This is a genomic window from Nocardia lijiangensis NBRC 108240 (assembly GCF_001613045.1).
GTDB classification, from domain to species: Bacteria; Actinomycetota; Actinomycetes; order Mycobacteriales; family Mycobacteriaceae; genus Nocardia; species Nocardia lijiangensis.
The window spans coordinates 13,559-30,558 of the sequence record NZ_BDBP01000090.1 but is presented as its reverse complement, the minus strand read 5'-3'; the positions used below and the strand labels follow the sequence as shown (position 1 = coordinate 30,558).

Annotated in this window: 21 protein-coding genes; 12 read left to right on the top strand and 9 right to left on the bottom strand. The window is 65.9% G+C overall.

Annotated features, from left to right (window positions below):
• Nucleotides 1-139: 139 nt before the first annotated feature.
• Nucleotides 140-604: a PHP domain-containing protein gene (locus NL1_RS28560; RefSeq protein ID WP_245673609.1), complete on the top strand. Its 465-nt coding sequence runs from the start codon at nucleotides 140-142 to the stop codon at nucleotides 602-604.
• A 291-nt stretch (nucleotides 605-895) separates the two neighbouring features.
• Here NL1_RS28560 and NL1_RS28555 read toward each other — a convergent pair whose 3' ends face one another.
• The 3 genes from NL1_RS28555 to NL1_RS28545 form a co-directional block, all read right to left on the bottom strand.
• Nucleotides 896-1,333 (bottom strand): DoxX family protein, encoded by a 438-nt coding sequence (locus NL1_RS28555; RefSeq protein ID WP_067845579.1) that lies wholly within the window; start codon nucleotides 1,331-1,333, stop codon nucleotides 896-898.
• 275 nt (nucleotides 1,334-1,608) lie between these two features.
• Nucleotides 1,609-2,031 (bottom strand): hypothetical protein, encoded by a 423-nt coding sequence (locus NL1_RS28550; protein ID WP_067845577.1) that lies wholly within the window; start codon nucleotides 2,029-2,031, stop codon nucleotides 1,609-1,611.
• Between the two features lie 373 nt (nucleotides 2,032-2,404).
• A complete protein-coding gene (locus NL1_RS28545) occupies nucleotides 2,405-3,268 on the bottom strand; it encodes an SDR family NAD(P)-dependent oxidoreductase (protein WP_067845574.1) in 864 nt (287 codons plus the stop codon).
• Nucleotides 3,269-3,369: 101 nt separating this feature from the next.
• Here NL1_RS28545 and NL1_RS28540 point away from each other — a divergent pair, with 101 nt between their 5' ends.
• From NL1_RS28540 to NL1_RS28530, 3 genes are all read left to right on the top strand, one after another.
• Nucleotides 3,370-3,951 (top strand): CGNR zinc finger domain-containing protein, encoded by a 582-nt coding sequence (locus NL1_RS28540; RefSeq protein WP_245673607.1) that lies wholly within the window; start codon nucleotides 3,370-3,372, stop codon nucleotides 3,949-3,951.
• A gap of 111 nt (nucleotides 3,952-4,062) precedes the next feature.
• Nucleotides 4,063-4,845, top strand: coding sequence for a DUF1963 domain-containing protein (locus NL1_RS28535; protein WP_067845570.1), 783 nt, complete (start codon nucleotides 4,063-4,065; stop codon nucleotides 4,843-4,845).
• Between the two features lie 122 nt (nucleotides 4,846-4,967).
• On the top strand, nucleotides 4,968-5,657 hold the full coding sequence (locus NL1_RS28530; RefSeq protein WP_218024500.1) for an esterase/lipase family protein: 690 nt from the start codon (nucleotides 4,968-4,970) through the stop codon (nucleotides 5,655-5,657).
• A gap of 121 nt (nucleotides 5,658-5,778) precedes the next feature.
• On the opposite strand, the gene NL1_RS28525 is transcribed toward NL1_RS28530, so the two are convergent.
• Nucleotides 5,779-6,015, bottom strand: a complete 237-nt coding sequence (locus NL1_RS28525) for a hypothetical protein (protein WP_067845568.1) — start codon at nucleotides 6,013-6,015, stop codon at nucleotides 5,779-5,781.
• Between the two features lie 3 nt (nucleotides 6,016-6,018).
• Nucleotides 6,019-6,318 carry a hypothetical protein gene (locus NL1_RS28520; RefSeq protein WP_067845566.1) on the bottom strand — a complete coding sequence of 100 codons (300 nt, stop codon included), beginning with the start codon at nucleotides 6,316-6,318 and terminating at the stop codon, nucleotides 6,019-6,021.
• Between the two features lie 333 nt (nucleotides 6,319-6,651).
• On the opposite strand from NL1_RS28520, the gene NL1_RS28515 reads away from it, so the two are divergent.
• The 3 genes from NL1_RS28515 to NL1_RS28505 are packed head-to-tail and all read left to right on the top strand — an operon-like array spanning nucleotide 6,652 to nucleotide 8,162.
• Complete coding sequence (locus NL1_RS28515) at nucleotides 6,652-6,936, top strand: hypothetical protein (RefSeq protein WP_245673605.1); 285 nt, start codon at nucleotides 6,652-6,654, stop codon at nucleotides 6,934-6,936.
• The gene (locus NL1_RS28510) at nucleotides 6,933-7,241 is read left to right on the top strand and encodes a hypothetical protein (RefSeq protein WP_156095098.1); all 309 of its coding nucleotides are present in this window, start codon (nucleotides 6,933-6,935) and stop codon (nucleotides 7,239-7,241) included. Before NL1_RS28515 ends, NL1_RS28510 begins: the two co-directional genes overlap by 4 nt.
• Nucleotides 7,242-8,162, top strand: coding sequence for an alpha/beta hydrolase (locus tag NL1_RS28505; protein WP_067845563.1), 921 nt, complete (start codon nucleotides 7,242-7,244; stop codon nucleotides 8,160-8,162).
• Nucleotides 8,163-8,359: 197 nt separating this feature from the next.
• On the opposite strand, the gene NL1_RS28500 is transcribed toward NL1_RS28505, so the two are convergent.
• Nucleotides 8,360-9,091, bottom strand: a complete 732-nt coding sequence (locus tag NL1_RS28500) for a dienelactone hydrolase family protein (protein WP_067845561.1) — start codon at nucleotides 9,089-9,091, stop codon at nucleotides 8,360-8,362.
• 251 nt (nucleotides 9,092-9,342) lie between these two features.
• On the opposite strand from NL1_RS28500, the gene NL1_RS28495 reads away from it, so the two are divergent.
• A complete protein-coding gene (locus NL1_RS28495) occupies nucleotides 9,343-9,843 on the top strand; it encodes a hypothetical protein (protein WP_067845560.1) in 501 nt (166 codons plus the stop codon).
• A 555-nt stretch (nucleotides 9,844-10,398) separates the two neighbouring features.
• Here NL1_RS28495 and NL1_RS28490 read toward each other — a convergent pair.
• The 3 genes from NL1_RS28490 to NL1_RS28480 all read right to left on the bottom strand — a co-directional run bounded on the left by NL1_RS28490 (nucleotide 10,399) and on the right by NL1_RS28480 (nucleotide 12,234).
• The gene (locus NL1_RS28490; protein ID WP_156095097.1) at nucleotides 10,399-10,653 is read right to left on the bottom strand and encodes a hypothetical protein; all 255 of its coding nucleotides are present in this window, start codon (nucleotides 10,651-10,653) and stop codon (nucleotides 10,399-10,401) included.
• A gap of 149 nt (nucleotides 10,654-10,802) precedes the next feature.
• On the bottom strand, nucleotides 10,803-11,585 hold the full coding sequence (locus tag NL1_RS28485) for an SDR family oxidoreductase (RefSeq protein ID WP_067845557.1): 783 nt from the start codon (nucleotides 11,583-11,585) through the stop codon (nucleotides 10,803-10,805).
• A gap of 70 nt (nucleotides 11,586-11,655) precedes the next feature.
• The gene (locus NL1_RS28480) at nucleotides 11,656-12,234 is read right to left on the bottom strand and encodes a TetR/AcrR family transcriptional regulator (protein ID WP_067845555.1); all 579 of its coding nucleotides are present in this window, start codon (nucleotides 12,232-12,234) and stop codon (nucleotides 11,656-11,658) included.
• 293 nt (nucleotides 12,235-12,527) lie between these two features.
• Between NL1_RS28480 and dnaK the strand changes: the two genes are divergently transcribed.
• The 4 genes from dnaK to NL1_RS28460 all read left to right on the top strand — a co-directional run bounded on the left by dnaK (nucleotide 12,528) and on the right by NL1_RS28460 (nucleotide 16,692).
• Nucleotides 12,528-14,375: a molecular chaperone DnaK gene (gene dnaK / locus NL1_RS28475; RefSeq protein WP_067845554.1), complete on the top strand. Its 1,848-nt coding sequence runs from the start codon at nucleotides 12,528-12,530 to the stop codon at nucleotides 14,373-14,375.
• Nucleotides 14,372-15,034 (top strand): nucleotide exchange factor GrpE, encoded by a 663-nt coding sequence (gene grpE / locus NL1_RS28470; RefSeq protein WP_067845552.1) that lies wholly within the window; start codon nucleotides 14,372-14,374, stop codon nucleotides 15,032-15,034. The genes dnaK and grpE overlap by 4 nt, the downstream gene beginning before the upstream one ends.
• A 102-nt stretch (nucleotides 15,035-15,136) precedes the next feature.
• Nucleotides 15,137-16,294: a molecular chaperone DnaJ gene (gene dnaJ / locus NL1_RS28465; protein ID WP_067845550.1), complete on the top strand. Its 1,158-nt coding sequence runs from the start codon at nucleotides 15,137-15,139 to the stop codon at nucleotides 16,292-16,294.
• A complete protein-coding gene (locus tag NL1_RS28460; RefSeq protein WP_444980023.1) occupies nucleotides 16,261-16,692 on the top strand; it encodes a heat shock protein transcriptional repressor HspR in 432 nt (143 codons plus the stop codon). The genes dnaJ and NL1_RS28460 overlap by 34 nt, the downstream gene beginning before the upstream one ends.
• Nucleotides 16,693-17,000: the final 308 nt, after the last annotated feature.

Here is a 17,000-nt window from a genome sequence, read left to right as displayed (position 1 = left end):
CGGTTTCTGGCCCAAACTGGTGGCGTCCGACAGCCGCCGCTGCGACGTCGCAGCGTGCATCTGAGCTTGACCGAGCGGACAGCCGCATCTATTCGGCGACCAGGCAGCCCGGCTGCTGGACCTAGCGGCGCTGGACCGTGTGAACGGCTCCCTGCACACCCTGCAGATCCACGATGACCGCAGCGAACCCAACACCCTGTTTCGTCTCTGGCCTGCCGAGCAGGTGATGTGGGCCTATCTCGAGGAGATCCTCCGCGTCGTCGCAGGATCGGACACGTTCGCGGTGTTCTGTCACATCGACTACGCCGTGCGCGCCTGGCCGAGCGTCACGGCCGGTCCGTTCGACCCGCGCAGGTTCGAAGAAGGCTTCCGCACGGCGATGCGAGCCATCGCCGACAGCGGACGGGCACTCGAGATGAACACCCGCTGCCTGCGGCCCTGGATACCTCAATGGTGGGCCGAAGAAGGCGGCCGCGCAGTCACATTCGGCAGCGACGCCCACGTCCCCGAAGCGCTCGCCGACAACTTCCCCGAAGCCATCGCCATGATCGAGCACTTCGGATTCCGCCCCGGACGCCAACCCGAAGACTTCTGGACCCGATAAAGTCCGCTTCCAAGACAGCAGACGCGCACTGACGCCGCGTCTGCAGTGCAGTGATGCACTGACCCTTTGAGCGCAGCACCGAATACCGAACAGCACGCCGGCGCACGAGCTCGGTGAGTCGTTTACGCCCGGCCGCGACAACGGCCACCTGGTGTGGCGCCCGGGCGGGGGCGCCGTGGACCAGATGGCCGCTGGATCGATCGCCGCCAACCCGACGGGCGATCGATCCGGGAACGCGCGACCGGTGATCGGTGGGTGGGCCACCGATCACCGGTCGTACTTATGGATTTGTCATCGCGAGAGCGAGTTGCGCAGATCGGAGATGGTGGCGCGGCGCTCGTAGGCGATCCAGGCGAAGATCGCGGCGAGCACCAGTGGGAAGATCGCCATCGAGGGCTTGTCGGCGATGAAAGCCTGCGTCCCGGCGGCGAGCACGGTGAGAACGGACAGACCCGCGGCAGCAAGGGCACTGAGCCGCGGCACCATCAGGCCGATACCGCCCGCGACCTCTGCAACTCCGATGAAGATGAGCAGCCCGAGGGGGATGGTCAGATTCTCGGGGGCGTTGTCGGCCAGGGTGTTCGGTATAACGAGCTTCGGTCCGCCGGAGGCGATGATGAAGAACAGGCCGAGCAGGATCTGCAGGGTCCACAGCGCGCGGTTGCGGATCTTGCCGGGACGGTTGGTGACGTCGCTGGAGAAGTTGGTGGTGGGGTTGGCGGTGGTCATTTCTGGTCCTCCTGGTCGGTCGCGCCGGGTTGGTAGCGCGTTCAACCGATATGACGGAGCACCGTCCGAGAAGTCATCGCTGTCCGCGAAAAGTTTTTCGGACGGGATCGGCTGAAGTGATCGCGTCGGAGGTTGCGCGGGATGCCGAAGTGGTCGCACCCCGGGCTGTAGCCGCAGGGGCGTCCCGCAGAACCATCGACCGCCACCCCGCCGATCGAGCCGATCGACTTCGAGACCGGCTTGCTCACTCCGGCGGCGCGAGCCGCCATACTGCGTCAGCGACCGAAGGTGAAATTCTCTGCGGGGATGAACAATGCGGGGGCGGAATCGAAATGCACGCGCACGCCTGCAGGTTGCCAGTCTACGACGCTGATGACGAGTCGATGGTCGCTCGGGACGTCCACGAAGTGGCCGTATCCCATGTGCGGGTAACGACCGGCGTAGATCTCGTACGGCAGCTGCCGGTGGAACAGCGCACTGCGAACCTCGATCAGGCCGATGTAGTGGGTCGACCCGTCGGCGTAACGGATATCGGCAGGCTGCTCGAATCGCTGCAGCTGCTCGGTATCGCGCATCGAGGTATCGGCGAAAACCAGAGCACCCGCTACTGCCAGCACCAGGCAGACCGCGAACGCGATGAACCGGCGACGCGAAGACGGCCCGGTACCAGGTTGTTTCTCCGGTACCGAGCCGTTCACGGGGCAAATGTATCAGAAGTTGATCATATGGCTGACCAGGCCTGGATCGCTTCCTGCAGCGCCTCCGGCAGGGCAGCTCGAGCAGCAACTCCGAGACGCCGGACCGATGAGGTGGCCGACGGAACCTGCATGCCGCACAGGTTATCTGGGTGCCACCGTCCGCTATCGAAGGCTGGGGGAGCTACACCGAGTCCTATGAAGCCCTGTCGCCGGTCGAACTCGGCCAATTTCCGTTCCTCGGTGAGGAATTGGCCGTTATCCCCCCCATTCGCCACGAGTGACGTTGTCGGTCAACGCTACTGCCGGACACCGACACTTTCGCCCCCAACGGCGTAGCGCCGGATCCTGCACGCTGCCACTACTGCCCACTTGTCTATCCGGTGTGGACAGGAACGCTGGGCCCGGCGTCGACCAGGTTGGTGACGGTGGACCATTCGTCGAGTTCGGCGAGGCGTGCGGTGAGTGCGGTGCGCATACTGTCGGCGCCGGCGATGCCCAGGGCGAGGCGGCGGGGCGGATTGTCGCCGGCCACGGCTGTGCGGATGCCGGCGGCCACGCGATCGACGCCGGAGAACGCCGATGCCGGCAGCGCTTGGATCGCCTGCTGTAGGGCGCGCACCGTCTGGTCGTAGTCGGCGTGGGTTGCTGCAGCCGTGTCGAGGTTGGACAGGAAAGGTGTTGCGGTGAGGCCGGGCTGAACGAGAGTCACGTGGATCCCGAGTGGCGCCACTTCGGCCGCGAGCGCGTCGGAGAGTCCTTCGACGGCATACTTGGTGGCTGCGAGCAGCCCGACGCCGGGATCTGCGGTCTGGCCGTAGTAGGACGAGCCCTGCAGGATGCGCCCGGACCGCTGGCCCCGCAGCACCGGCAGTGTCGCGCGCAGCACGTTGAGTACGCCGAAGACGTTGGTGTCGAAGATCGCCCGTGCCTGCACGTCTGCTGCTTCCTCGACGGCCCCGAAGAGTCCGTAGCCGGCAAGGTTGGCGACGATGTCGATGCGGCCGAAGCGAGCCACGCTCTGCTCGACCGCCTTCGCGACGGCTGCCTCGTCGCGCACATCTGCCTCGATCGTGAGCAGTCGGTCGTGTTCTCCCAGTTCACCGAGGGTTTCGGCGCGTCGAGCCACAGCGACCACAGCTTCTCCGGCCGTCAGCGCCTGAACTGCGAGCTCGCGTCCGATACCCGAGGAGGCGCCGGTGATGAACCAGATCGGTGGGGTGTTTCCTGCATTCGTCATGTTGTGACCGTAATCGATTAGCTCACAACATTTCAAGTGGTTTCGGCGTAGGCGTTGTGACTAAACGGGCTAGCCGCTTGTAGTGTTGGTATCGTGGAGGAGTGGAGGCGACGCGTGAGGCACCGAAGTGGAGCGACGATGCCGCTGCTCTGGTGTTGCAGTTCGTCAACACCAGAGCCGACGGCGCGGGGCGCGTCGAGGTCTTCGACACGGCTTCGGGATTCGCGGACTGGGCGATCGAGCAGGGCCTGCTTGCCGCCACCATCGTGGTGACCGACTCCGATGCGGTGGCCGCGCGTGAGCTTCGCGACGCACTGGTCACGATGCTGCTGACACACGCGGGTGATTCAGATATCGGTGACGCCCTGGTCGCCGAGGCGGAACGGTATCTGCTGCAGGCCGGTGTTCGCTATCCGCTCGCAACGGTCGTCACTGCGAAAACGGCGCAGCTCCTCGCCGGATCGTCCGGCGTCCCAGGCGCTTTGAGTGCCGTTCTCGCCGCGGTGACCGAAACGGCGCAGCGCGGCGACTGGATGCGGATCAAGGCATGCTGCAATCCGCCGTGCCACTTCGGCTTCATCGATCGCACCCGCAACCGGACGGCGCGCTACTGCAGCCCCGGATGCGGATCGCAGGTGTCGATGCGCGCTCTTCGGCAGCGCCGCAAGCAAGCCGGCTCCTGAACAACTCTGTCCACCAGAACATCGACCGCTGCGGCAATGCTCGCCAGAGCATCGAGAGCCGCCGGATCGGGATGGGAGCCAGGGGCCTGGTCTGCCGCATACGATGCGTGCGTGCCCGCACTTCAGGAAGAACACGTCGTGCGGCTGCTGCGGCCGCTGCTGCGGACGCGCACCGTACTCGAGCCAGCCCAAAGCCCGCCCGAGACACGGGAATTCGCCGCCACTCGGTTCGGCGGGTTCCCGACGGTGGAGGAGGGCGAGACCTGGCCCCTGTGCGACGGCTGTGCCGAGAACCTCACGTTCGTCGCGCAGGTCGACTACTCCCGCGACGGCCTGCACGACAGGCTCCCCATCTCGTTCTTCACGTTCTTCTACTGCTGGAGGTGCTACCCGTGGGGACGGGAACGTGAACGGGGCGGATGGCTCGTGCGCTCCTACACCGCACTGCGGCGCCCCAAGGTTCTCGTGCACGGCACCGCGCCGGACTTCGAGGAACGCCACGCGGTGCCACGCCTGGAGAAGTCGCTGCCCGACGGGGTGGGAATGCACCTGCACTGCCCTGAGCTGTGGGCCCTCGTGCCGGGTGAGGGCGGGTCCCGGGAAGCGCGGGCGAACTGGGACGTCGTCGACCGTGCGGCACTCCATCTGACGCAGCAACGCCCCCGGCAACCGCACATGCGCAATACCGGGGTGGCGATCGGCGGATACCCGCACTGGGCGAACGGCGGGGACGAGACGCCGGTCTGCACAGAATGCAGACGGCCGATGGAGCTGCTGCTTCAGATCCGGCCGAGTGAGCTCACCGATGCGACATGGGGTGACGTCGGAACTCTGTATCTGTTCATGTGCCGGACGCACACCCGGCGCACCGGGCTGCGCATCCAGTGCACATGAAAAGAGATCCCCGGATACGGCGGCAAGTTGAAATAGCTCAGTTCCACAGTGCGCGGGATTAACCTTGCGGCGCTAGTTTTCTGTCTACTCGCAATGGAGCGAGCAGATCGGAGTCAAAACACATGCACATCACATCGACCATGCGCCGCCTCGGGATGGCCGCAATCACCCTGGTCACGACGGCCACCGCTGCACTCGGCATCGCCACGCCACCGGCCGCTGCTGCGCCGGTACGGGATCCGATCCTTTTCGTCCACGGATGGCAGGGAGGGGCGTGGAACTGGGATTACATGTGGGGCCGATTCCTGGCCGCGGGGTACCCCGCAAAAGAGTTGGCGCGATTCAGCTACGACAGCTCACAGTCGAACACGGACATCGCGCTGGAGGTGAAAGCGCAGGTCGATGCGCTACGCGCGAAAACCGGTGCCGCCAAGGTCGACATCATCACTCACTCGATGGGCGGTCTCAACAGTCGCTGGTACCTGAAGAACCTCGACGGCCTGGGTTTCGTCGACGACTGGGTCTCCATCGGCGGCCCCAACCACGGCACCGAAGTCGCCAACGGATGCGCCGACGCCTCCTGTGTTGAGATGCGGCCCGGCTCAGCCTTCCTGGCCGAACTCAACAGCGGCGACGAAACCCCCGGCCTGGTGAACTACGGCACCTGGTGGTCACCGTGCGACGAGATCATCAACCCCGATCAGAGCACCATTCTCAGCGGTGCCACCAACACTCAGACGCTGTGCCCCGGACATCTCACGCTGCTGTCGTCGTCGACGGTTTTCGAGGGCGTGCGCGACTTCGTGAAGTAGTCGGCTGAACCCTGCCGACGGAGTTGCTGAAGGGTCGCCGAGACTCTTGTCTCGGCGGCCCTTCGAAGGTGCCCCGGGGTGAAGGTGCCCCGGGGGTTCTGACTCTGCTCGGCGGTCTTTGTCAGGCGGTGCCGGACTCGATCCGGTGTTGCTCCACCACGTCGTCGTATTCCCGTCGGCGGTCCTCGCTCATCTCTTCCTCGGCATCGATGCCGAGGCTCCACGGGATCGGGCACGGAGGAGCGTGGTCGGGGTCAGGGCACAGGAGTCGCTCGACCTGCTCGGCGACTGCGCGTGCTTGCTCCTCGGACGCAATCACGCCCAGGCGGATCTCCCACAATCGCTTCTCGTCCGACATAACTCAGATCTCCTTGCAGTGACGCTTGTAGTGGCCCTGCGGAACGCTGCGGTCAGCATCCTTCTTCGCGGCAGCAACCGCATCCGGCTTGGTCTTTCCGCTTCCGGTCCCTGTGATGTATCCGAGTGTCTCGCCACCGTGCTTGACCAGCTGGCACTTGACAGTGGCGGTGAATCGAGCGATCGGATCTGCCTGAACGACCGACTCCACTGTATTCGTCGGCACCGCCGATGCGTTGGCCGCTCCGATCAACCCGGTAGCGACTGCCATCGGCAGAGCGAGGGCGACGATCAGCTTCCGCATACGCATGTGAGAGTTCCTCCCCATTGTGGCCGGGTCCGTTTGTCCGGCTCCTCACACATATTCGACGCACGCCCTTGCGATTTGGTTTCCACAATCTTGGATCGCCAACACCAAGCCCGGCTGCGCGGGGCTCCACTGCACCATTCACTCGGCGAACCGCTGCTCGGCTGGTGACAGCTCGGCATCCTCGTTGATCAGCAACAGCATCTGACGGCCTCCCCTGCGACAACCAACCTGTCGAGCCACAGGATTGGCCACCTGCCATAGCCAAGGTGTGGACTGGGTCCGGAGTGAGGTACCACGCGGGTGGTACGCAACCGGTAGGATCGGGTGGTGGCCTACGAATGGTGGTACGGCATTGTCACGGTCCTGGCGTTGGCCGGGATCGAGCGCCACGAGGTGATCGAGGTGCTCTATGCCGATCGTCGTTGGCCGCGTCGTGGTGTCGACCCGGTGACCGGGCTCTCGGCGCTGACGATCTGGGGTCGCACCGATGATGGGCGCCCGTTGATCGTCACCCTGCGGGCGTTGGACGGCCTCGATCGTCAGATCGTCGCGGCCCAGATGATGACGCCGGATCAACTCCAGGAATTCAGCAAGTGGGAGAAGACGCGATGAGCAGCACCGAATGGCCCGACACCCCCGAAGAGATGGCCGCTCTCGCCGCGCGTCTGGAGTACAGCGACGAACCGGTCGAGCTGCCCCCGACTCCTGGCCCCGAGGGCATCATGGTGTCGCGCTCGCTGAAGATGCCGACCGAGCTCGACACGCGGATCAAGGCCGCGGCCGCCGATCGAGGCATCACCCAATCCATGCTGATGCGCCAGCTCCTCGAGACCGGGCTCGCCGCGATCGAACACGACCATCCGATCTCGCTGACCGACGCTATCCGCGCCCTGTCCGGTCTGGCCAAGCCCGCCTGAATGGAGATCGGACTGAAGCGGCTGATCGATGAGGAGCTCCACGCTTACGTCGAGGAGAGTCGGCAGTTCAACGCGGCCTCGAAAGCTGTTGCAGGCCCGGCCACTGTCGAGGAGCTAGGGCAGGTTCGGGAAAGGCAGGCCAGGTCCCTCCAGCCGTTGGGCGACAGGGCTGTCGAGTGCACCGCCGAAGCCGGTGGGCGTCGAGTCTCGGTGCGGGTCATCGTTCCCCGCGAAACCGAGATCCGGGGCGCCTATCTCGACATCCACCCTGGAGGCTTCTATCTCGGATCGGCGGCGAGTGGGGATGCTCGCAATGCTCGGCTGGCCGACTCCCTCGGAGTGGCCGTGGTGAGCGTCGAGTATCGGCTGGCGCCCGAGCATCCATGGCCCGCGGCTCCCGACGACTGCGAAACCGCTGCCCTCTGGCTCCTGGAACAGGCGGAATCATTGTTCGGGACAACGGAACTGGCGATCGGCGGAGCATCGGCGGGATCCACTCTGGCCATGACCACCCTGCTACGTCTACGAGACCAGGGCATGGCCGATCCGTTCGCCGGTGTCGTCCTTCAGTTCGGCGCCTATGACCTCAGCGGGCAATCTCCCGGCGGCAAGCTGTACGCCGACGAGTTCTTCATCCAGGCGTATGCCGGGCACGTCGCCGACCGGACCGACCCCGATATATCTCCCCTCTACGGCGATCTCGGTGGCCTACCGCCTGCGCTGCTGGTGGTAGGTCGTCTCGATATTCTCCTCGAGGACAACCTGGCTATGGCCGCCCGGCTCTCCGCGGCGGGAAACGATGTGGACATCCGCGTGTACCCCGAGTCCACACACGCATTCACCCACCGCCCAACCGGTATGGCTGCCACCGCCCTTCGGGATATCGAATCATGGCTTGCCCACCGTCTGGCCAGGAAATAGCTCCCAGCTTTTGTTGGAGGCTGGGACTGGAGGCGCTGGTGGCCAACCGCCCCGACCGGGGGTACCGCGGTACCGCCGCGGCCGGGGCGGTTGTGCATCCGCTGGCCACCGCCGTAGAGGAGGGCCGGGACCTGTCCTCGATGAGCGGCGTCCTGGCCGACGGCTCTATTGTCTGCCGCTGGCCTGACGGGCCGGCCTCACTTCAGGTGCCGGGCGAAGAACCGGTTCGCCTCCTCACCCGCGTGCTGCGGGACTCCGGTGTGCCCGCCCATATTGGCATTCAGCGTCTTCTCCTTGGAGCCGAAGGCGTCGAACAGGTCCAGCGCCATCTGCCGGTCGTTTCCTTCGTCGTCCCACTGCAGCAGGACATACAGCGGAATGGTGACCTGCCGGGCCTCCTCGATGATGGTGCGCGGCACGTAACTTCCCGCGAACAGGACGGCGGCCGTGATGCGCGGTTCGACCACAGCCAGCCGTGTGCCGATGGAGATCACCCCTCCCGAATACCCGACCGGGCCGCCGATCTCGGGCAGCGCGAGCAGGGCGTCCAGAGCGGTCTGCCATTCCGAGACCGCCGGGTCGAGCAAAGGAAGTATGAGCCGGTCGACGATGTCGTCGGTGACCGGCTCGCCGGCCTCCAGCACCCGGCGCAGGTCGGCGCGGGCCTCCTCGGCGGCGGCGGAACGGGGCCGGTCACCGCTCCCGGGGAGCTCGATGGTGGCCGCGGCGAAGCCCTCCGCCGCGGCGTGCCGGGCCCGGGCCACCAGTCGGGGGTACATCATGGGCAGTCCGCCGGGGTGGCCGACCAGGATCAGCGGCGCCGGTGCGGATGCGGATCCGGGCGTCCACAGGATGCCGGGGATCTCGCCGAGGGTGAATGCGCGTTCGAGGACGCCGTCGTCGAGGCGCTGCTCGGAAACGAATTGCATGGTCGTGCCTTTCGGGAGTGCTCTTGAAGGGCACTCCCGGACGACCTATCGCCCGACCGCGACCCCAGAGGGGAGCGCCCATGTCGATACTGCGTTCACGGGTACCACCTCCTCGGTCTCTGGCACGGTCTCTCGAAACGTAGCAGTGGTCGCCGCCGTCTGCCATCAGGTTTTACGGAGGCAAGGGGTTGATCGGGTCGACCTGCTTCTCAGTGAAGAGAAACTGGGCGAAGTGACCGATAATCGGGCTCATGTTCGAACTGAACATCCCAATAGAAGACGTGGTTGTCGACTCCCGCCGGCCACAGCTCTACGTCTCCGGCAAAGTCTGGATCACCATCGACGGCTACGACTTTCCCGGACACGGCTGGACCGACGAGGTGCTGCCGTTTCTGGGGTCGCTACGTACCGCGATCGGGGAGGCTCGCAGCGGCGAGGAAGCCGACTTCTACTTCTGGGAAGGGAACTTCTTCGTCAAGCTCGTCCCCATACCGGTTGCTCCTGATGCGCGGTATGTCGAAGTATTCGCGGTGCACGAAGGCGCCGACCCTGAGGAGGGCGGCGCCGTGGAAGCAAGTTGCGTTTGCGCATTGACCGAGTTGGACGACTTGCTGCAGGCCAAAATCGGGGAACTGTCCCGGTGGGCGCACGACCATCAGGAGGCAGAACTGCTGGAATTCTTGTCTCGGATGAGAGATCGCCGTAGTACGCCTCTGCGCTTCGCTGATGGAGCCAGCGCGCGTAGCTACTGATCCGACAACCCGGCCGGTTTGCGCCAGACCGACACATGGCTTTCGCTGTCGTTGGTGAGGGGGTTACCGAGCCAGTCCGCGCTTCGCGATTCCAGCGACATCCCCCCTGTGCCTGGTTCGTGACACCGGCAGCATCGTTGCAGCACAACGAACTCGGAGCGATCGTCCACGGTGAAGGTGGATAACGTCGAATCTGCGAGCGCATGGCGCTAGAAGGCACTTGATTCGATCGTATGTTCGATTACTATGGGAGCGTCCCGCCTCCATGGGAGGTGTGCCGTCAGGTGAGCCGAATGACCACCCGTCTTCCGGGATGGTGCAACGGTTAGTCGACCTACTTCAGGTCTACTCAGGCGCGGGCAGGGTCGGCACTCCGGTCTGCGAACCGTGGCGCCTGGACTTTGGACACATTGCGACCCGTTTGCGGGGAGCGGACCGCGGCGGCGTGAGTGGATCACGCCGCCGCTCGTCCGATCACGCTGCTGTGGAGGCGAATTCGGCCGACGCGATGCCGAATCCACATCCGTGGCAGATGAATTCGCCCAACCGACGGCGCTAGCTGACGGCGAAGACGACCAACGTCGCGAGGACGGCGAGAACCGAGAGCGCAAGTCCGGTCGTATTTCCCAGTTTGATCCGGGACGCGCGGGTAGCTTTGTCCAGCCCTTCCTCCTTGGCCGAAGGCAGGAAGAACAACACGATGAAGCCGAGCGGACCGGCCGCGAGCAGCCAGGTCAACGGCTGCAGTCCCTTCTTGTAGGCGAGCGTGCCGACCACGGCCATCATCACTATCCCGATTGCGATCTGCATTCGTCCTCTTCCCCGAGCATGACGCTGACCTGCCCTGCATCGGCAACGCGGAAAAGGTTGTTACACAGCGGAATCGATGAGATGTACCGCCGAGTGGCGTCGGAATTTTCGCTTCCCGCCGCACGAAATGCCGTGGGCTCTACAGCATTTCAGATCGACTTGATGATCCCACCGTCGATCAGGTGATCGGAGCCCGTGATGCTGCCTGCCACATCCGAGAGCAGGAAGGTGATCAGCGCCGCGACCTCGTCGGGTTCGGTGAACCTGCCGGTGACCATGCCCATCCGCGCCGGGACGTGGGTGAGAAATTCGGACTGATCGAGGGCGACGGCCTGGGCCAGCTTCCCGCCGAAACCGTCCGGCGCTTCCCAGATGTCGGTGCGCACCGGTCCGGGCGAGACGGTCGCGACGCGGACCCCCTGCGGTCCGAGTTCCTCGGCGAGCCCCTTGCCGAACGCGGTGAGCGCGGCCTTGGCGACGTGGTAGGCCAGCGGCGGTCCGGCCGGACGCCGTGCGCCGATCGAGGACACGTTGACGATCGCGCCGCCGCCCGACGTCAGGAACGGCAGCGCCGCCCGGGTGACGCGCACCGCCGCGAAGAAGTTGAGGTCGAACACCTCTCGCCAGCGCGCGTCGTCGATGGTCGCGAAGTCGCCGACGTCGACCGCGTCGCCGCCGCCGACGTTGTTCACCAGCAGATCGATGCCGCCGAGTTCGGCCGCCGCGCGCTCGACCAGTTCGGTCGCACCTCCGGGCGCGGCGAGGTCCACCGCCACCGCCGCCGCACCCGTCGCCTCGAGTTCGGCGGTGGGTTTGCGCGCCGCGCCGACGACGCGCACGCCCTCGGCGGTCAAGCGGCGCACCGTCGCGAGCCCGATGCCGCGACTGGCTCCGGTGACGACCGCGGTCTTGCCGTTGAGCTGGAGATCCATGTGCCTTCCATTCTTTAACTAGAGGTACAAAATATGGGTGAGCGAAGGTGTGGGTCGGAAAAGGGAAGCCTCAGAGGGCGTCGATCACCGCATCGATCGTGCGCATCGAACGCTCGGGACCTTCGGCGGTCTTGGACAGCACCTGCATCCCGATCAATGTGCTGAGCAGCATGCTCGCCGTCGCTCGCGAATCGCGTCCGCGGGCGATCTCGCCCGCACGCTGCCCCTCCTCGATGGCGGACTGGAATGCCGACTCGGTGCGGTCGAACATCCGCCGGACCTGCTCGGTGGCCTCCGCATCCGCCCCGCCGAGCGCCGCGGCGGTGTTCACCGCGAAGCAGCCGCGCCGATCGGGATCGGCGAGATTGGTCTCGGCGACCAGTAGCAGTGCGGCGCGCAGCCGCTCTTTCACCGGCCCCGGCTGCTCCAGTAGCTCCGTGACGGTCGTGGACTGATTGTCCCGGTAGTGCTCGAGCGCCCGCTCGAACAGCGCCCGCTTGCTGCCGAAGGTGTTGTACAGGCTGCCTTTTCCGATGCCGAGCGCGTCCACGAGGTCTTGCGGAGTGGTATCGGCATAGCCCTTGCGCCAGAACACCTCGGTCGCCCGCGCCACGGCGGCGTCCGGATCGAACTGTTTCGGCCTGCCCACGGATCCGAGCCTAACACCGTTTTGTACCCACGGGTCAATTTCTTGGCCCCGGGAATACCGCACGCGGGTCGCAGGTTGAGCTTTTCGGACGACATTGAGCGTGTCGGACTCAAGTTTCAGTTGACGCCCGGTGTGGATTGGGTGCAGGATTGAGCCGACCACGCTCAGCGTTGCTGGGACCGTGCTCCGTGAGGTGCTAGGGGCGAGGTCTCGCGGCGGTGCAGAACACCCCGCAGAGCGGGCTTCTCGCCCGGCACCGACACAGATAAGTAAGTCAACTAGGAGGAATCAACATGGCTCGTGCGGTCGGAATCGACCTCGGGACCACGAACTCGGTCGTCGCCGTTCTCGAAGGCGGCGAGCCGGTGGTCGTCGCCAACTCGGAAGGATCGCGCACCACCCCGTCGATCGTCGCTTTCGCGAAGAACGGCGAGGTGCTGGTCGGTCAGCCTGCGAAGAACCAGGCCGTCACCAACGTCGACCGCACCATCCGCTCGGTCAAGCGCCACATCGGCACGGACTGGTCCGTCGGCATCGACGACAAGAAGTACACCGCGCAGGAGATCAGCGCGCGCGTGCTGATGAAGCTCAAGCGCGACGCGGAGGCCTACCTCGGTGAGGAGATCACCGACGCGGTCATCACCGTGCCCGCGTACTTCGAGGACTCGCAGCGCCAGGCCACCAAGGAAGCCGGTCAGATCGCCGGCCTGAACGTGCTGCGCATCGTCAACGAGCCCACCGCGGCCGCGCTCGCGTACGGCCTGGACAAGGGCGACAAGGAACAGACCATCCTGGTCTTCGACCTCGGTGGCGGCACCTTCGACGTCTCGCTGCTGGAAATCGGCGAGGGCGTCGTCGAGGTCCGCGCGACCTCCGGTGACAACCACCTCGGTGGCGACGACTGGGACGAGCGGGTCGTCGGCTGGCTGGTCGACAAGTTCAAGGGCACCTCGGGCATCGACCTGACCAAGGACAAGATGGCCATGCAGCGTCTGCGCGAGGCCTCCGAGAAGGCCAAGATCGAGCTCTCCTCGTCGCAGTCGACCTCGATCAACCTGCCCTACATCACCGTCGACGCGGACAAGAATCCGCTGTTCCTCGACGAGCAGCTGACCCGCGCCGAGTTCCAGAAGATCACCTCGGACCTGCTGGACCGCACCCGCGCGCCGTTCCAGTCCGTGATCAAGGACGCGGGCATCAACGTCGCCGACATCGACCACGTGGTCCTCGTCGGTGGCTCGACCCGTATGCCCGCCGTCTCGGACCTGGTCCGCGAGCTGACCGGTGGCAAGGAGCCCAACAAGGGCGTGAACCCGGACGAGGTCGTCGCCGTCGGCGCCGCCCTGCAGGCCGGTGTGCTCAAGGGTGAGGTCAAGGACGTCCTGCTGCTCGATGTGACCCCGCTGTCGCTGGGCATCGAGACCAAGGGTGGCGTGATGACCAAGCTCATCGAGCGCAACACCACCATCCCGACCAAGCGCTCGGAGACCTTCACCACGGCCGACGACAACCAGCCGTCGGTGCAGATCCAGGTGTTCCAGGGTGAGCGCGAGATCGCCTCGCACAACAAGCTGCTCGGCTCCTTCGAGCTGACCGGCATCCCGCCGGCCCCGCGCGGCGTGCCGCAGATCGAGGTCACCTTCGACATCGACGCCAACGGCATCGTCCACGTCACCGCCAAGGACAAGGGCACCGGCAAGGAGAACACGATCAAGATCCAGGACGGCTCCGGCCTGTCCAAGGAGGAGATCGACCGGATGGTGAAGGACGCCGAGGCGCACGCGGCCGAGGACAAGGCGCGTCGCGAGGAGGCGGAGACCCGCAACCAGGCCGAGTCGCTGGTGCACCAGACCGAGAAGTTCATCAAGGAGAACGAGGACAAGGTGCCCGCGGACGTGAAGTCCAAGGTCGAGGCGGCCATCGCCGAGGCCAACGAGGCGCTGAAGGGCACCGACATCGCGGCCGTGAAGTCCGCGGTGGAGAAGCTCGCCACCGAGTCGCAGGCGCTCGGCCAGGCCATCTACGAGGCCTCCGCCGCCGAGCAGGCCGCGTCCCCCAACGGCGCGTCCAGCTCCGCGAACGACGACCAGGTCGTCGATGCCGAGGTCGTTGACGAGCCGGTCGACACGGAGAAGAAGTGACAGAGGGCAACCAGGGCGAATCGGCACAGGAGCCGATCACCTTCGTCGACAAGCGCAAGGTCGACCCGGCCACCGGTGAGGTTCGGGAACCGGTCGCGGACACCGCGGCCGGGCCCGGCCCCGAGGGCGGGAACGGTGCGGAAGGCAATGGCGTGGTGACTCCCGAGGGAGCCGAAGCGCTGGCCGACACGATCGGTGTCGAGCTCGCCGAGCGCACCGCCGACCTACAGCGGCTGACCGCCGAGTACGCCAACTACCGGCGCCGCGTCGAGCGCGATCGCAAGACTGCCATCGACGGCGCCAAGGCGGCGGTGGTCAGCGAGCTGCTCGGCGTTCTCGACGATCTGGATCGCGCGAGGGCCCACGGCGACCTCGAGTCCGGACCGCTGAAGTCGGTGGCGGACAAGCTGGTCGAAGCGCTGCGCAAGCAAGGCCTCGAGGAGTTCGGCACGGAGGGTGAGCCCTTCGACCCGACTCTGCACGAGGCCGTGCAGCACGAGGGTTCCGGCGCCGATCCTGTGCTCGGTGTCGTGATGCGCAAGGGCTATCGGTTCGGCGATCGGGTGCTTCGGCACGCGCTTGTCGGGGTCACCGATGGCGTGGCCGATCTGGCCGACAACGAGGCATCGGATGCAGATGCCAATGCTGAAGATCAATAGTGCCGCTGCGCGAGCGACGGACCCGGAGGCGGTAGCGAAGCGTGGCCACGTAGGGGCCCGGGAGCGCAGCAAATCCAACACAGCGGAAGGAGGAGATACTCGGTGAGCCAACGGGAGTGGATCGAAAAGGACTTCTACAAGGAGCTGGGTATCTCCTCCGGCGCTTCGCAGGACGAGATCAAGAAGGCCTACCGCAAGCTCGCCCGCGATCTGCATCCGGACGCCAATCCGGGTGACACCAAAGCCGAGGAGCGCTTCAAGGCCGTCAGCGAGGCGCATGCCGTGCTGTCGGATCCGGCCAAGCGCAAGGAGTACGACGACACGCGAAAGCTCTTCGCGGGCGGCGGTTATCCGCGCGGCGGGTTCACCCCCGGCGGTGCGGGCGGCTTCTCGCAGGACTTCAACATCGGCGACATCTTCGGCGGCGCATCCGCGGGCGACGGCGGGCTCGGCGACCTGCTCGGTGGCTTGTTCAACCGGGGCGGCGCCCGCACCTCCAGCCGTCCGCGGCGCGGGGCCGACGTGGAGACCGAGACGACGCTCGGCTTCCGCGAGGCCGCGCAGGGCGTCACCGTTCCGCTGCGGATGACGAGTCCGTCGCCGTGCACCACGTGTCACGGCAGCGGCGCCAAGCCGGGGACCAGTCCCCGAGTCTGCGCCAGCTGCAACGGAACCGGGGTGGTCAGCCGCAACCAGGGTGCGTTCGGGTTCAGCGAACCGTGCGACGAGTGCCGGGGTTCCGGCTCGATCATCGACGACCCGTGCGTCGATTGCCACGGCAACGGCATCCAGAACCGCACCCGCACCATCACGGTGCGAATTCCGCCGGGCGTCAGTGACGGCCAGCGGATCCGGTTGGCCGGACAGGGCGAGGCGGGACTGCGCGGTGCGCCTTCGGGCGACCTGTTTGTCAGCGTGCACGTCAGCCAGGACAAGGTCTTCGGCCGCAACGGCGACGACCTGACCCTGGTGCTTCCGGTCAGTTACGCTGAGTTGGTGCTCGGCACAACGGTCTCCGTGCCAACGTTGGAAGGGCGCGTCGGCGTCAAGGTGCCGCCGGGCACCGCCGATGGCCGGATCCTGCGGGTGCGCGGCCGCGGCGTCCCCAAGCGCGGCGGCGGCGCCGGTGACCTGCTGGTCACCGTCAAGGTCGCGGTGCCACAGAAATTGGACAGCGATGCCACCGACGCGCTCAAGCGCTACCAGGAGGCGGAGCGGTCCAGCGGATTCGATCCTCGTGCGGGATGGGCAGGTGCGTGATGTCCGCTGATCCGAAGAAGGCGTCCGGTGGGTCGCGAACCGAGTTCTTCATGATCTCGGTGGCGGCTCAACTGGCGGGCATGCACGCGCAGACGCTGCGCACCTATGACCGCCTGGGACTGGTGACGCCGCAACGCACTTCGGGCGGTGGTCGACGCTATTCGGCGCGGGACGTCGAGCTGCTGCGCGAGGTGCAGCGGCTGTCCCAGGACGAGGGCGTCAACCTGGCGGGCATCAAACGCATCATCGAACTCACCAACCAGGTCGAGGAACTGCGGGAGCAGCTCGCCGAGATGCGTGTCGAGTTGGAGCGACTACGGGCGGGTTATCGTCCGGATCTCACTCCGCCGCAACGCAGTACGGCGTTGGTGGTGTGGAAACCGCGCAACCAGCGCTAGCGAGAAGGTATTCGGGCCTCGCCACCGACTCGATTTCGAGTCGGCGGCGAGGCCCTTTACTATTTGCTACGCGAGTACCCGAGTTTGCTGGGACGCAGTCCATTCCGCGGACTGCGCGTCACCTTCCGTAGAACCGACCAGTCTGCTTTGTTGCCCTCTGTGGGATGCGCGAAGATTGCTCCACCGCGGCAATCGGTACCGACCGGTGTGTTGCCACAGGATCGCTCAGCCCAAGTCAACTGGACGAGTCTTGCAAAGCGGGGCACGCGAATTCGGTGAGTGCGCGACCGAATTAGCCACTCTAGTAC